Origin of the sequence: Enterocloster sp. 210928-DFI.2.20 (assembly GCF_020554465.1) — a bacterium.
Classification (GTDB): Bacteria; Bacillota; Clostridia; order Lachnospirales; family Lachnospiraceae; genus Enterocloster; species Enterocloster bolteae.
In genome coordinates this window covers 81,073-96,403 of record NZ_JAJCHK010000002.1, presented here as the reverse complement: position 1 = coordinate 96,403, position 15,331 = coordinate 81,073, and the positions used below count along the sequence as shown (strand labels likewise).

General features: G+C 48.6%; 13 protein-coding genes. 2 read left to right on the top strand and 11 right to left on the bottom strand.

Annotated elements, in window-relative coordinates:
- Positions 1 to 173: 173 nt before the first annotated feature.
- From LI015_RS03200 to LI015_RS03185, 4 genes are all read right to left on the bottom strand, one after another.
- Positions 174 to 1,184 carry a LacI family DNA-binding transcriptional regulator gene (locus LI015_RS03200; RefSeq protein WP_227124139.1) on the bottom strand — a complete coding sequence of 337 codons (1,011 nt, stop codon included), beginning with the start codon at positions 1,182 to 1,184 and terminating at the stop codon, positions 174 to 176.
- Positions 1,185 to 1,380: 196 nt separating this feature from the next.
- Positions 1,381 to 2,556: a M20 metallopeptidase family protein gene (locus tag LI015_RS03195; RefSeq protein WP_021894243.1), complete on the bottom strand. Its 1,176-nt coding sequence runs from the start codon at positions 2,554 to 2,556 to the stop codon at positions 1,381 to 1,383.
- Positions 2,557 to 2,704: 148 nt separating this feature from the next.
- Positions 2,705 to 4,102, bottom strand: a complete 1,398-nt coding sequence (locus tag LI015_RS03190; protein ID WP_002568676.1) for a YfcC family protein — start codon at positions 4,100 to 4,102, stop codon at positions 2,705 to 2,707.
- A gap of 26 nt (positions 4,103 to 4,128) precedes the next feature.
- The gene (locus LI015_RS03185; RefSeq protein WP_002568677.1) at positions 4,129 to 5,244 is read right to left on the bottom strand and encodes a M20/M25/M40 family metallo-hydrolase; all 1,116 of its coding nucleotides are present in this window, start codon (positions 5,242 to 5,244) and stop codon (positions 4,129 to 4,131) included.
- A gap of 284 nt (positions 5,245 to 5,528) precedes the next feature.
- Here LI015_RS03185 and LI015_RS03180 point away from each other — a divergent pair, with 284 nt between their 5' ends.
- Positions 5,529 to 6,596: a sugar diacid recognition domain-containing protein gene (locus tag LI015_RS03180; RefSeq protein WP_002568678.1), complete on the top strand. Its 1,068-nt coding sequence runs from the start codon at positions 5,529 to 5,531 to the stop codon at positions 6,594 to 6,596.
- A gap of 67 nt (positions 6,597 to 6,663) precedes the next feature.
- Here LI015_RS03180 and LI015_RS03175 read toward each other — a convergent pair whose 3' ends face one another.
- Positions 6,664 to 7,542 carry a LysR family transcriptional regulator gene (locus tag LI015_RS03175; protein ID WP_002568679.1) on the bottom strand — a complete coding sequence of 293 codons (879 nt, stop codon included), beginning with the start codon at positions 7,540 to 7,542 and terminating at the stop codon, positions 6,664 to 6,666.
- 213 nt (positions 7,543 to 7,755) lie between these two features.
- On the opposite strand from LI015_RS03175, the gene LI015_RS03170 reads away from it, so the two are divergent.
- Positions 7,756 to 8,838, top strand: a complete 1,083-nt coding sequence (locus LI015_RS03170; protein WP_002568680.1) for a threonine aldolase family protein — start codon at positions 7,756 to 7,758, stop codon at positions 8,836 to 8,838.
- Between the two features lie 195 nt (positions 8,839 to 9,033).
- Here LI015_RS03170 and LI015_RS03165 read toward each other — a convergent pair whose 3' ends face one another.
- From LI015_RS03165 to LI015_RS03140, 6 genes are all read right to left on the bottom strand, one after another.
- Positions 9,034 to 9,630, bottom strand: coding sequence for a class II aldolase/adducin family protein (locus LI015_RS03165; protein WP_002568681.1), 597 nt, complete (start codon positions 9,628 to 9,630; stop codon positions 9,034 to 9,036).
- Between the two features lie 2 nt (positions 9,631 to 9,632).
- Positions 9,633 to 10,979 (bottom strand): four-carbon acid sugar kinase family protein, encoded by a 1,347-nt coding sequence (locus LI015_RS03160; protein ID WP_002568682.1) that lies wholly within the window; start codon positions 10,977 to 10,979, stop codon positions 9,633 to 9,635.
- 73 nt (positions 10,980 to 11,052) lie between these two features.
- The gene (locus LI015_RS03155; protein WP_002568683.1) at positions 11,053 to 12,126 is read right to left on the bottom strand and encodes a TRAP transporter substrate-binding protein; all 1,074 of its coding nucleotides are present in this window, start codon (positions 12,124 to 12,126) and stop codon (positions 11,053 to 11,055) included.
- Between the two features lie 66 nt (positions 12,127 to 12,192).
- Positions 12,193 to 13,482, bottom strand: coding sequence for a TRAP transporter large permease (locus LI015_RS03150; protein WP_007036014.1), 1,290 nt, complete (start codon positions 13,480 to 13,482; stop codon positions 12,193 to 12,195).
- Positions 13,483 to 13,965, bottom strand: a complete 483-nt coding sequence (locus LI015_RS03145; RefSeq protein ID WP_002568685.1) for a TRAP transporter small permease — start codon at positions 13,963 to 13,965, stop codon at positions 13,483 to 13,485.
- 18 nt (positions 13,966 to 13,983) lie between these two features.
- Complete coding sequence (locus LI015_RS03140) at positions 13,984 to 15,315, bottom strand: aminotransferase family protein (protein ID WP_002568686.1); 1,332 nt, start codon at positions 15,313 to 15,315, stop codon at positions 13,984 to 13,986.
- Positions 15,316 to 15,331: the final 16 nt, after the last annotated feature.

Genomic DNA, 15,331 nt, shown 5'->3' with positions numbered 1-15,331 from the left:
TTCTTTCTTAAAAAAATCCGAAGAATAAACACTACGCTTCGAATCAAACATTTAAAATTATAAACGTTTATAATTTTATGTTTTTAAAATAACACACATAGATTGTATTGTCAATAGTTCTTTGTCAGATTTTTTATTTTTATAATATTTGGTTATCTGTTTTTGTCTAAGTTTCACAAACAGGTATCCCCTCTTATATCGCATACTGACTGCCGAACAACAAGCTCTCCTCTTAGACGGGCGGGAGGAGCAGGGCTGTTGCCAGCTATACATTCAAGGAGATAATCCACACCTCCCTTAGCCATCACATCCTCCGGCTGACGAAAACTGGTGAGAGGCGGCATCATAAGTGAGGCCATTGAAATATCATCATAGCCGGTAACCGAAAAATCTCCGGGGATCGAAAGTCCGCAATCACTAGCCGCACTATATGCGCCAAAACACAGCATATCATTGGCTGCTATTAAAGCAGTGGGTCTGTCCCTGCCTTCAAGTACCTTCCGTATCCTCATATAGGAATCCTGTATGTCCTTTATATCAAAAATAAACTGCTTGGCGCATTGTTCCAACCCATGTTCTCTCAATGCCTCCATGGTACCCTCAAACCTCTCCTGATAAATCTGATTCTCAAAGCCCAGGTAAGCAGCGCAGATATTTTTATGGCCCTTTCCGATTACATATTTCGTCACTGTATATGCTCCATAAAAATTATCACTGGGAATACAATTTGCAATTCCTTTAAAGCTTCTATTCAGGAATACATACGGAATACCGGCATTATCAAACCCACGAAAATGCTCTATATGCCTTGAACAGGGCAATATAATCACACCATCCACATTCCGCTTTTTAAGGGTATCAACCAGACGCTTCTCCTTATTTAAATCTTCATTGGAATTACAGAGCAAAATCATATATCCCTTTTTTTCTGCATATTCCTCAATGCTCTTAGCTACCTTTGGATAATATGGGTTGGTAATATCCGGTACAATTAACCCCAATGTATCTGTACTTCCTATCTTAAGGCTTCTGGCCGAATAATTTGGCTTATAATCCAGCTCCCTGACCGCGGACAATACCTTTTCCATGGTCTTCGGTGTGATATTTTCTTTATTTGCAAGGGCACGGGACACCGTACAGATAGATACCCCAGCCAGTTTTGCAACATCCTTAATCGTTGCCATCTTCCATCCCCCAAATTGTAAACGTTTATAATTAAACACTACCATTTGTTTCTTAAACTGTCAAGAATTTCCCTGCTGTGGGGGGGATATTTTATATTGAACTATTTTATTGTTCAAAAAGGCCGTCCCGAAATTGCCAAAATCTCAAACCGGCATTTTCAGGACAGCCTGTTATAAAATTATATGTATCACGCCTCTACACGGCCCCAAACTTCTCCTGAGCATCCAGCACATACTGCACATAGAAGGCAGCTCCGTTCACCAGAGCATCCTCATCCAGATCAAAGCGTTCATTATGAAGGGAATAGCAGCAATCCTTTGACTCGTTGCGGCATCCTACAAAAGCGTAAACCCCTGGAAATTTTTCCAGAAAGTAGGAAAAATCCTCACCGCCCGGCGTGCCTGCATATTTTACCAGTCCCTTGTCGCCCAGGATTTTCCTGACGGACTCCGCCGCAATCCCGCTGCAGTACTCGTCATTGATCGTTGCCGGGATATCAGAATAATAGTCAAACTCATATTCAGCCCTGTAAGCTTCACAGGTGCTCTTTATGATACGCTCAATCATACCCGGCAGTTCCTTCTGGAGCTTGGGATTGAAGGTGCGCACCGTACCGCTGAGCTCAGCTGTCTCGGCAAAAACATTGGCCATGGTACCGGAATGGAAGGTACAGATGCTGACCACCACCGTATCCATGGGGCTGGTCTCCCGGCTGGCAATACTCTGAAGGGCATCCACTACCTTTGCCCCCACATAAATGGGATCCACCGCGTACTGGGGCATGGCGCCGTGTCCGCTTTTCCCGATAATCTTAATATTCATGAAGGAAGCCGATGTATAGCGGGGACCTGGATCCACGGAGATGGTGCCGCTCTCCAGGTACGGGAATATGTGCATGCCCGCCACCGTATCCAGCTTTCCCACCTTTCCGGACTCCAGCACCTTTACCGCGCCGTTGGTCAGTTCCTCCGCCGGCTGGAAGATAAGTTTTACCGTGCACTTAAGCTCATCCTGATGTTCTGCCAGAACCCTGGCCGCTGTCAGAAGCATGCTGATATGTGCGTCATGTCCGCAGGCGTGCATGACGCCCTGGTTCTGGGAACAGTAGGGAAGATTCTTAACCTCCCGGATGGGAAGCGCGTCGATATCGCAGCGCAGGCCAATCACCGGCTGGTCCTCTTTTCCTTTCAGGGTGGCAATGGTGCCGGTTCCCGCCACCTCCTCATAAGGAATCCCCATCCCGGCAAGTTCATCCCGGATCCGTCCTGCTGTCTCCACCTCCTTCCAGCTCAGCTCCGGATGCTTATGGAATTCCCGCCGCATACTGACGGCATAATCATGATATTTCCCAACTTCTTCTATTACGTTCACAGTCAAAATCCTTTCTTACTAAATTTCTTCTTACAGGATTGCCCTTTTTTATATACCTTTTTATATCCCCTCTTATATACCCTTTTATATGCCCTTTTATATGCCTTATTTATACCTTTTTATTTTACCTGCTTCACAGGTACGCCGGTTAAAACGGACCATAACCAATCTGAACAGCCACAAACAGAAAGATTAACTGCAGAATCAGGAAAAGTCCATGTAAAGGCAGGATAAACTTATACCAGCTCTTTAACGGTACCTTGCCAAGCGACAGGTAGATAAGCAGCGTTCCGTTGGTAAACCAGAAGGTATTGGATATACCGTCGCCAAACTGGAACGCCAGTACGGCTGTCTGCCTTGTAATATGCAGCATATCAGCCAATGGAACCATAATTGGCATGACCGCGGTGGCCTGTCCTGAGCCTGATGGAATCAGGGCATTGACAAAGAAATTTACAATGAACATGCCCACCGTGCTCACATAAGCGGAGGCGCTGCGCATCAGATTGGAAAGCCCGTGTACCAGAGGGTCCACCAGACCGCCGTTTGTCATGGTCCACTGGACCGCTCTGGCCACACCAATGATCAGGGCGCCGCTGAAGGCTCCTCTTGCGCCGTCAAGTACCATATTAATGCCATCGTCCAGATTCACCCGGTTGATTGCAGCAGACACAATACCGCCAATCATGAAGGTGGCTGCCATTTCCGTATATGACCAGCTCAGATTCAGGATACCGTAAATCGTTACAAGGATGGAGATGGTCAGGGAAATAACTGAAACCTTTTTGGGAAGGTCAAACTTAAGGCCCGGATCAACCGGAATGCGCAGGGAGGACGTGTCCACATCCTTCACAAGGCTCTTGGACGGATCTGCCTTCACCTTTTTTGCATACCGCATAACCCATACCAAGCTAAGTATCCACACGCAGACCAGTGCCGCAATCCTCAGCTCCCATCCGGAGAACATGGGCAGCTCGGCAATGGTATGGGAAATTCCTACTGTGTACACATTAAAAGGCGCAACCGCAAAGCTGATCAGACAGGCAAATCCGGATATGGCCATTCCGACCAGTGAGTCATACCCAAGGGAGAGGGCCAGGGATACGATAATGGGTACAAAGGGAATGATGTGCTCACTCCATCCCAGGATACCTCCGAAAATGAAAAACACAATCATTACAATTGCTATGATTACCTGGCTGCTCATCCTCTCGGAAGCCTTTAAAACACTGTTGATTGCAGCGCCTACCGTATTGGTCCTTTTGTAAATCTCCACAATACCGCCAATCAGCATGACACAGAACATCATATTGGCCGAGGCTGTCAGGCCTTCCGGAATGGACCGGAATATGTTAAAAAACGATACGGGCGTGCGCTCCGTGGCATGATAGCTGTCTGCCAGGACCCGTGTGACCCCGTCCACGGTTTCACGGTCATAGGCTCCCGGTATCACAAAATAAGATACGATTGCGCAGGCAAGTACCATCAGTACAAGCGGCACAAACGGATTCAAAGGCTTGTTTGCTTTTTGCTTATCTTTCGTCATTGTTTTCCCCTTTCCCTGGCAGGAATTTAAAAATAGCGTATGATATTCTCCACCAGTTCCAACATTTTCTTTACGTCCTCAATTACAACATACTCTCTTGCACTGTGTGAATGATAGATATTAAAGCCAATGGGCACGGTCCTGATTCCCAGCTGGTTTGTGCAGGTGGCATCCAGGACTCCAAATGACCTGGCCGGTATCATGGAAAGCCCGGACCTGCTGTAGATGGAAGCCAATCGTTCCAGCATATCTGTATTTTCACTGAAATCTGTTTCCGGAACATCCTCCTCTTCCCTGATATTGCATTTGCACCCCATGCGCTCAGCCGTCTCCTCCGCCTTACGGCGGATCCTATCCCGAATCTCCTGCTTGATATCATTGCCAAAGCAGCGGATTTCCACATCAAACCGGGCGTATTTGGGCACTGCATTGGACGGCGAGAGGGATACCAGATCAAATACATTGATGCTCAGGTTATCGTTCAGCCTGCCAACAGGTATCTGGTGAATGATTTCCACTGCTGTCAGCAGGGCATTGACCCCCGGCTCCTCATTGCGGATAACATGGGCGGCGCGCCCAATCAGTTCCACATTCATATAAAGCCTGGCAGGTGTGCGTGTCAATACCTCCCCTGTCACGTAGTGGTCGATGACAATTGCCTCCTCGCTCTCTATCCTGGAATAGTCCGCATATTTTGCTCCGTGGAGCCCCAGCTCCTGGCACACGGTAAACAAAAGCTCTATGGGGCGGTTTATTTCTCCCTCCTGCATAAGCCGCTCCACAGCCTCCATGACCACCGCGATGGCCAGCTTGCCGTCAGCCCCCAGTACGCTGCTGCCTTTACTCCTGATGCACCCGCCTTCCACACAGACCTCCACTTGATTGCTGGGCGCAGCCGTATCCAGATGGAATACGAACAGAAAAGGGGTTTTACCGGACCTGCCCGGAATTCTGGCCAGGATATTCCAGCCGTCGGTCACCACCTCATTGCCCAGCTCCTGGCGCTCAAACGGAATCCCCATTCCGGCAAGCTCCTGCTCCATATATTCACAAAATGCCTTTTCATTATGGGATTCGCTTGCGCACTCCGCATAACGTATAAACCGCGAAACTGTCCTGTCTACGTTTCTCCCTCCTTCCATTCCTTACCCTGCAGGCTGTATTTTCCTCGCAGGCTGCATTTTCCCCACAGGCTGCATTTTCCCCACAGGCTTCATTTTCCCCACAGGCTGCTTGTTACAAGTGATACCATTTTATCATTTAGGTATGTGAAAAACTATTGTTTAAACCATGTAAGTTTTATTCCGTTTTTTGTTTAAATGCACAAATTTCCATGTATATATTGCGTATTTTACAGGATTTATTATAATAAATGAAAAAGAGGGCAATGAATAACGGCCCCGGACGGCCTGCAAGGAGGTAACCTGTGATTGATAATAAGATTATGTATGAAATTATAGAAAAACTGCACGAAAGCTTTTCTGCTTCCATCAGTATCTGCGATGTAAGCGGGCGCGTCATTGTGTCCACGGATTCTTCCTGCATGGGCGAGATGAATCTGCTTGCCATAGAGGCCCTTAATATAAATTCCAAGGTAACCGTGTCCATGGACAGCAAGATTCAAAAGGCAGGCGCGGCCATGCCTCTGCGTTTTCAGAAAAGCCGGATGGGCGCCGTGGTTCTCCAGGGCGCAGGTTCCTCCAGCTCCCAGCTGGCTGAACTGCTGAGCAAGACCATTGAACTATTGTATGAAGAACTTATCCTTTCCAAGAAAAAACAAAACCGGACCCAGGAGCGGGACCAGTTTCTCTATGAATGGCTGCACCTGCAGTCCGATTATACGGAAAATTTTATAAAGCGAGGGGAGCATCTGGGTATTGATATCACAGGAAACCACACCATAATCCTGATGGAGCGCAAACAGGACGACCTCTTTACGTCCACCTCCATCATTCAGAACCTTTTAGACGATCGTGATATCCTGCTTCCCCTCTCCCAGGACCAGAACCTGATTATCCTGAAGGAGAATGAGCATTTTGAAAAAAAATATAACCGTGTAATTGCCGCCGGACATAACTGCCATACCGGCATCTGTTCCGGCAGCGCCCACCTTCACACAGCGTATCAGGCTGCCCTTGAAAGCCTTAAGCTGGGTAAAATACTGTTTCCAGACGAGCATCTCCACTGCTTTGAGAAGATGAAGCTGGCAATTGCGCTGTCTAAAACCCCCATTCCCGGACTGGAGGACTCCTTTTCCCTTCTTGTCGCAAAGGGCAGAAACGCCCAGCTGGCCGATACGGCCATAACCTATATACGGCTGAACGGCGATATTCAGAAAATCTGCGACAAACTCCATATCCACCGCAACAGCATCCCCTACCGCATCCGCCGCATCCATGAAATCTGCGGCCGTAACCTGATGGATTACTATGACATGCTCTGTCTTTATGCGTCGTTCATACGGTATGCCGGGAAGGAAGCGGATATACAGTAGCGGGAAGGGCAGAGGCAGGTACTGGTCAGGCACTGGGCAGGCACTATGGCAAGTGCTATGGCAAATGCTATGGCAGCTCCTCCAGCATGTCTTTTACGCATTCAATAAATTTTTTCATGGCAGGTGACGCCTCCTTCCATGACGGAACTCCGATTCCAAGAGAGACAAACTGGGGAGGGTCAAAGGGCAGGGTGACCACATCTCCGGACCAGCTGAGGGTAATGAGCCTGTTGTTCAGGCTCATGCCCAGTCCGGCCTCCACCATACAGTAGGTGGTATATGCATCTGCTGTAGAAAAGCGTATGTCCGGCGTCAGATGTCTGGACCCAAGAAGGCGGTCGATTTCCGTATCCTGGTTAGGCATGGTTATGATAAACGGTTCGTTTTCCAGGGCGCACAGCGGAAATGATGCCTCCCCTGCCCCGGGGTGATTCTTCGGAAGCCAGGCCAGCAGCTCGTCCTGGCGAATGGGAATCCAGTCGCAGATTGTCCCGGCGGCAGGCTCAGCAAAAAAGCAGCAGTCAACGGACATCTCGTTCAGCCACCGTGTCATCTCACGGTTTCCACCCTCCTTCATGTTAATCCTGACATTGGGATACAACTGCCGGAACCGCTTCAATATGGGCGGCAGCCACATGGCTGAAACGCTGTAGTAGCTTCCAATGGTCAGGGCGCCGCTTAAAATGCCGCGGATATCCGCCCCTATCTCCAGGGCATGGTTATGGGCACGGACAATCTCCCGGAAAGCCGGAATCATCGCCTTACCGTTTTCCGTGGGAGACACGCCTTTTTTTGTTCTTATAAAAAGCGGGAACCCGACCTCCTCCTCCAGGGCGTTAATCATCCGTGTGATTCCGGACTGTGTATATCCCAGGAAAACACCGGCTGCAGTCAGACTTCCATGGTCAATGGCCGCCAGAAAGGCTTCGCATTTCGTAACATCCATATCTTTCTCCATCCATGATTATTTGTCATGGTTAATATGATAAATCAGGTTTTGTGTCATACATGAAATCATTGTACAATAGTGCCAATGACATGTCAAACACAATAAAAACATATTACGTTCGGTGTGGGAAAGGATGACTCTTTGAGAGAGTTCTCTCCCGGAAAGTGCCATTATCTTCACACACCGGAGATAAGAAAAGAGGATAACGAAATGGAACTTTGTATGCACAGCAGGCCTTCTTTTGCTTCCGATTATATGGAAGGCGCCCATCCGGCTATTCTGGCCCGCCTTATGGAGACAAACATGCTTAAGACCCAGGGATATGGAAGCGACCCCTTTTCCCAATCAGCCCGTGAAAAAATCCGCGCAGCCTGCGGCTGTCCGGATGCCGAAATACATTTTCTCGTAGGAGGCACACAGACCAACGCCACTGTCATACGCGGACTCCTTCACTCCTATGAAGGTGTAATTGCAGCCGGGTCCGGACACATCAGCGTCCATGAGGCCGGCGCAATTGAGCTGGGAGGACATAAGGTGCTGACTCTGCCCCATGTGTCAGGAAAACTCAGGGCAGCGGATATCGAAGGCCTGATTGGGGATTACAGAAAAGACGCAAACAGCGGACATATGGTCATGCCCGGCATGGTTTACATCTCACAGCCAACGGAATACGGTACGCTGTATTCGCTCAGTGAACTCCGGGAGATCAGCAGCGTGTGCCGCAAAAACGGTCTTCCGCTGTTCCTGGACGGCGCGCGGCTGGCCTATGCTCTATCCTGCCCCTGTAATGAGGTATCCCTCAAGGATATAGCCAGGCTCTGCGATGTGTTCTATATCGGCGGAACCAAATGCGGGGCCTTGTTTGGAGAAGCGGTTGTGATAACGCAGCAGAACCTGATCCCCCATTTCTTCACCGTCATTAAGCAGAACGGCGCCCTTCTCGCCAAAGGCAGAATGCTGGGCATACAGTTTGACACCCTTTTTGAAGATGACCTTTACATGAAAATCGGCGCTTCCGCTATAGCGGCCGCCGACCAAATCAGGGATACCCTGACAAAATGCGGATACCGCCTGTTCCTCGATTCACCCACAAATCAGGTATTCATTGTAATGGAAAATGAAGCCGCCGCCCAACTGGCCCGGAAAGCAGAGATTACCTTATGGGAGAAATATGATGACACTCACACCATGGTGCGTTTCGTAACGGATTGGGCAACCCAGCAAAGGGATGTGGACATGCTGGTTGAGATACTGGAACAGGAATGTAATCCCACGCTGGCCTGTGTTTCATAGAGGGCGCTGCACCACAGGCAGGTCTAAGTTTTCTTTGAGAATAAAAACGCGCTCCCAGGGCGGGAATATTCGGAAGATTCCCGCCCTCCCCTCCTTGCCTTTTCATTGGAGAATTTCACATTTTTGTCATCTGCCCCCTCTCAATTCATTTCTCATTCCATTGACCGGCTCAATAAATTGCTCCATAATGATTTCTCAGCATTCCTGAACATGTTCCCCTCTCAGATACCATGCTGTCTTAGCGCTTTCCTCCAGTTCCTCCAAGCCGTAAAAGGCATCAAGAATCGTCCTGCCTGCCACTACAGGACCATGCTGTTTCAGAAGATAAGCATCACTATTCATTATCCGTTCTTCCATATAGCCAAAAAGCTCCTGGCTTCCCGGCTTTGCATAGGGGATTATCCCTACGGTTCCCACTTTCATTTTAAGGTACGGAGTGTAGGCCGGTATCACATCTGTTTTCTTTTCATGTTCCAGACAGGACCACAGGACAGAATAAAAACTGTGTGTATGTACCACCCCTTTCATTTCCGGCTTGTACCGGTAAATCATAGCGTGAAGCGGATATTCCTTGCTGGGTTTTATCCCCTCCACGTGTGTACCATCCAGCAAAAGTGTAGAGAACTGTTCTTTTTCCAGAGTTCCAAAGCTGGTACCGCTTCCGGAAATATAGATAAAATCCCCTATCCTGATACTGATGTTTGCAGTTGATCCGCTCACCTTTCCCCTTTCAAACAGGGAATGTGCAATCTCTACTGCTGTCTCCAACTGACGCTCTGTGATGATATCCATATCTATCCCTCCAATTCCTTCACTGCCCGGCTAAAAAAATCCTCCTGGCCAAAATTTCCTGATTTCAGTACCAGACGCATTCTGGTATCCTCCAGTGGAACCATCACCGGTACACCTGGCGCGATGCTGTGGCCAATCCAGAACCCTTGGTATCCCAGGCGCTGGATAACCGCGCCTGATGTCTCACCGCCTGCCACGATAAGCCTTCGGTACCCGCTTCCTGCTGCCCTTGCCGCCAGTTCTGCCGTCAGCTGCTCCAGCATAAAGGAAATTTTTTCTTTTCCTTCTTCCTGAATCTTTCTCACCTGCTCCGGGCTGTCCGAGCTGTATACTAACATATTTTCACCCGGATGCATCTTAACAATATTCCATACATGCTCTGCTGTTTCCTCTCCTCTAAGAACACGCCCCGCATCTATCCTATAGCACGGATACCCGCCTTTTTCATAACTGCGAATCTGTCTCAGCGTTGCCTCAGAACAACTCCCTGCCAGAAGTAAGGCTTCCTGCCTGCTGCATGCCTTCTCTTTTCCATATTCTTCCTCTTTATCACACACTTTCTCTCTGCCACATGCTTCCTCTTTACCGCATGCTTCTCCGCTCACATCCACATCTGCATCCCGGTCAGCCATGGCTTTCTCTGCCAACAGCCTTCCCACATGCTCTGCAAGCCCGGAACCACCGGTATAAAATATAATATCGCAAAACTCCCGGGCAATCTCCTTTCCATGAGATTCCTCATAATAATCCGGTATCAGATAGCAATGCCCTTCCTGCCTGCATAGAGTTTCCTGTTCCTTTTTCCATTGTTCTTTCGTCTTTCCCGCCATGCTGATTCCTTTATACCGGCTCTGCATTTCAATCAGCCGTCCAAGTTCCGACTCCCGCATGGGAGTCAGGGGATGATTCCGCATGGAGCTTTCCTCCAAAAGGACACCATTGACATAAAGCTTTCCTTTCTCTACTGTCCTTCCATTGACCGGAAGCGCGGGACACAGTATTGTATATGGGTAACCAAACTTTTCCATCACGGCATCCGCCACCGGTCCAATGTTCCCTTCCTTAGTGGAATCAAAGGTAGAACAGTATTTAAAATACAGCTTCCGGGCGCCCTCCTGAAGCAGCCACCCAAATGCCCGGAGGGAATCAGCTACCGCCTGCTCCCTGTCCTGGGTTCTGGATTTTAACGCAATTACAACGGCCTGGGTCCCCTCAGCCACTGTATGACTGTCATCAGGAATCCCATTGTACAGGACAGTCACGAGTCCTGCTTTTACAAAAAAGGATGCCACATCACCTGCTCCTGTAAAATCATCCGCAACACAGCCAATATAAAATTTATTTTTCATACTCTCACCCTCCGCTCATTGTTTTTTGTTAAATATAGAGCCCGCAAGCTTACGGACTCTATACACCTGATTTCTATTCATTTCTTGCTTTATCCACAAGTTCAATGATGGGCGCGCACATATCATACTCATCATACATAACGGCCGTTGCCTTCTTAAACTCCTCCAAATCCGGCCGGCATATAGTTACCCCCATATCCTCAATCTGCTTCATACATTCCGTTTCCTGTTCTTTTATGATGCTGCGGCTCTTTAACTTGATTTCCTCACCGGCCTCCTGAATAATCTGTTTCAGCTCATCCGGATAGGACTGATATTCTTCCTCATTAAAATAGAAAGAGCCTTCGTAAGCAACATGGTCGGTCATAACACAGTACGGCGCAACCTCGTAAAACTTCAGGCTGAGGGTCAGCGCAATATCATTTTCCTGCCCCTGTACCACACCGGTCTGAATGGATGTGTACACCTCGCTTAAGGACATGGGAATTGGGGCCGCGCCAAGGCATTCCCAGATTCTCACATAGCCGGGGATATTGGGCACGCGTATCTTAAGCCCCTTCAGGTCGGCCATGGATTCAACCGGAACCGTGCTGGCCAATTCCCGGTTCATTCCATCAATAACAGACACCAGACGGAAGCCGCTCTGCTCTGCCACCATATCGGATACCTCGTCAAAATGATTATCCCAGAACCTGTATTGATGTTCCTTGTTGTCATACAGGAAGGGGAGACACCATACATTGAAAATATCATCCACAGCGCTCAGGGAACTGACACCATCCATAACAATATCAATATTTCCCATTTCCAGGCCTTCCAGGGCATCCACCAGCCCTCCCAGCTGTCCGGATGCAAATACCTCCCCTGTCACCTTTCCGCCTGTCTTTTCCTCCACAATATCCAGGAATTCCTGTGAGAGCTGGGTCATATAGTAATCACTGCTCTCTGTGGTTGCCAGTTTCCAGTGGTAAGAATAGTCCTCTCCGCCTTCAGATGCTTTTTCCTCATCTTCTGTCTTTGCCTCAGCCGCTGCCTGATTCCCAGAGGACGGTGCCTCTGCCTTTTTTCCTCCAGCCGTTTTGCAGCCTGTCAGCATGGATACTGTCATTGCAGCCATAAGAACCATTGAAATCAATTGTTTCTTCAAACCTTAATCCTCCTATTCTAATTAAACATTGAACGGTGCCACACAGTTACATTTCCAGCAACATAGTTACATTCCCAAGATGCCCGGAAGCCAGAGAGAGAGTGGTTCCACATATGTGATGACTGCAAGGGCAGCGAAACCCGCAATCAGAAATGGGATGGACGCCTTTACCTCCTCCTCAAAAGGAATCTCCGCAATGGCTGCTGCAATATATTGGTTTTCCCCTACTGGCGGTGTCGTAAGACCCAGCGCCAGATTTACTACCATTATAATCCCAAAGTGGACCGGGTCCACCCCCAGGGAGGTCGCAATCGGCAGTAATATAGGAGTAACTATCAGAATACCCGCTACAGATTCTATGAACATGCCAATAAAAATGAATATCAGATTTGCTACCAACAGGAAGATATACTTATTGCCGGCAATGGCGCTGATGGCTTTCCCCAGAAGGCTGGATACACCTGCGCTGGTCAGCAGCCAGCTGAATGCGCCGGACGCGCCTACCACGATCATGACAAGAACCGTATTCACGATAGCGCCGCCCATAATATTTCCAATATTTTGTAAATTTATTTCCTTATACCAGAAAGCTCCCGCTAAAAATCCGTAGGTGGCTGCCACCGCACCGGCTTCTGTAGGCGTGAAAATACCTCCGTAAATGCCCCCCAGAATGATAGTCGGCACCAGAAGTGCTGGTATTGCGTCCAGAAACGCCGTCCCCAGCTCCTTAAAGGTGAATGTGTTCATCTGGCTGATTTTTCTCTTTTTTGCCTGGTATGCGATTGTTACCATCAAGAAAAGGGCCAGCACAATTCCCGGAACGATCCCGGCCATGAACAGCTTACCGATGGACGTGGATGAGCAGACACCGTACATAATCATGGTAATACTGGGCGGGATAATAACACCCAAAGCGCCTGCAACCGCCTGGATACCAGCTACAAAATCCGCAGGATATCCGCGCTTCTTCATCTCTGGAATCAATGTGGAACCGATAGCTGCTGTGGTCGCTGCGGCAGAGCCGGACAGTGCGCCGAAAAATGCAGAGGCTACCACGATTACATGGGCCAGACCTCCTGCCATCCAGCCCACCAGGCAATCTGCCAAACGCACGATTCGTTTGGACATTCCCCCCACCTCCATCAGCTTTCCGGCCAGCATGAAGAAGGGGATAGCCATAAGAGTAAAGGAGTCAACAGAAGCATACGTTCTCTGGGCTAATGTGGCCACCTTCATCCCACTGCCAAGCATTATAAGTGCGGTAGGCAGTCCTATGGAGACAACCAGAGGGACGTTCAGAAACAGTAAAAGCAGCAGAAGTGAAAACAAAATTAAGGTTACGGTCAAAGAAGACATTTATGCATTTCCCCCTTCCTCTTGTGTATCTGTACTGTGGTATGCCTTCAAGCCTTCCTTCACTGCAAAAATACAGCAGGACAAGCCACAGTATACCAGAGAGATGAGCGTGATTGCATAAGGTACTTGTGTAATCGGGTATGTCTGTCCTTTACTGATTGTCATTTTCATATATGAAGCCGCAGATACCCCCAACAGGCCGAAGTACACAATCATAAACATCATGGCGGCAATATCAGTAATCCTTCTTCCCTTTTTCTTAAACAGCTTTTTTACAAAGAAATCCACCCGGATCAGACCGCCGTTTTTAAAAGCATAGCTGGCACCGGCAAATGTAGCCCACACAAGCATCCAGCGGGCCACTTCCTCGGTCCATGACAGAGGATTGCCCATAAGCCGGAAAATGATTTGTATAAGGATTACAACAATCATTGCCACCAATACAACAGAAGAAACTATCAGGTCAAAATGGAACTTTTTCATATCCGCTCCTCCTTACCATTACAGAAACCTGTGCTCTGCCTCCAGCACAGCCGTTTTCAGGATATCCACTGCAAAGTCCATCTCCTCCTCATCCAGAATCAAGGGCGGGGAAATCTGCAGCGCTTCCCCTGCAATGCCATCTGCGGTCCCTGTCACGCCTGAACTGATTAACAGCCCATGGTCAAAACAGTATCCCGCTAAAAAGCCGGACACATTTTTCTCCGGGTCAAAGGGCTCTTTCTTCTCCCGGTCCATCACCAGTTCAACACCAATCAGCATACCGACCCCTCGTATATCTCCAATCAACGGTGAATCACCTAAGGCTTCCTTTAATTTTCCCAGGAATACTTCCCCTTCTTTTGCCGCCCTCTCCACCAGGTTGTTATTTACGGTATAGGAAAGAACTGCGCTGGCTCCTGCACAGACCAGAGGATTCCCGGCAAACGTAAAGCTATGTATCAGATTTTTACTGCCCTTCTCAAACGCGTCCACCACCTTCTTATGAGCAATGACCGCTCCAATGGGCACATATCCGCCTCCCAGACCTTTGGCCACGCTGATCAGATCCGGCACAACGCCAAAATGGTCCATAGCAAAATTCTTTCCAGTCCTTCCAAAGCCGGTAATAACCTCGTCCACACAAAACAGAACGTTGTATTTATCACAGATTTCCCGGATTCGCTTCATATATTCTATGGGAGGCATGGTAGCACAGGATGTGGTTCCCACAATAGGCTCTATCAGAAATGCCGCCACCGTATCCGGACCCTCATATTTAATAATGCGTTCCAGCTCCTCGGCACAGGGCAGCCCGCATTCCGGATACGACAGCCCGTATGGACAGCGGTAACAATTACACTGTGCGATATGGGGCATCTTCATCAGGTAATTATCATATTTCTCCCTCCAGGATGGCCTTCCTCCATATGTCAGGGTAGCGATTGTATTTCCATGGTAGCTCTGCCAGCGGCTGATAATTTTATATTTTCCCGGTCTGCCTGCCTCTATCTGGTACTGCCTCGCAATCTTGCCCATGGATTCCACGGCCTCGGAACCTCCGGAGCAGAAAAATACCTTATCCATACCTTCAGGTGACAGTTCAATAATCTGATGGGACAGACGCTCCTTCGCCTCGCTGGTAAAAGTTCCGCCATACACATAGGAAACATTGGAAGCCTGCTGATACATGGCGTCAATAACCTCTTTTATACCCTGGCCAATATTGGTAACTGCTATCCCGGCCGCACAGTCCAGATATTTTTTTCCGTCCGTGTCATAAACCCAGGACCCCTCTGCCCTTTCTACACACTTGTACTTCTTGTCCAGATTCGCATAGAATACATTACTCATACCTACCTTTACCTCC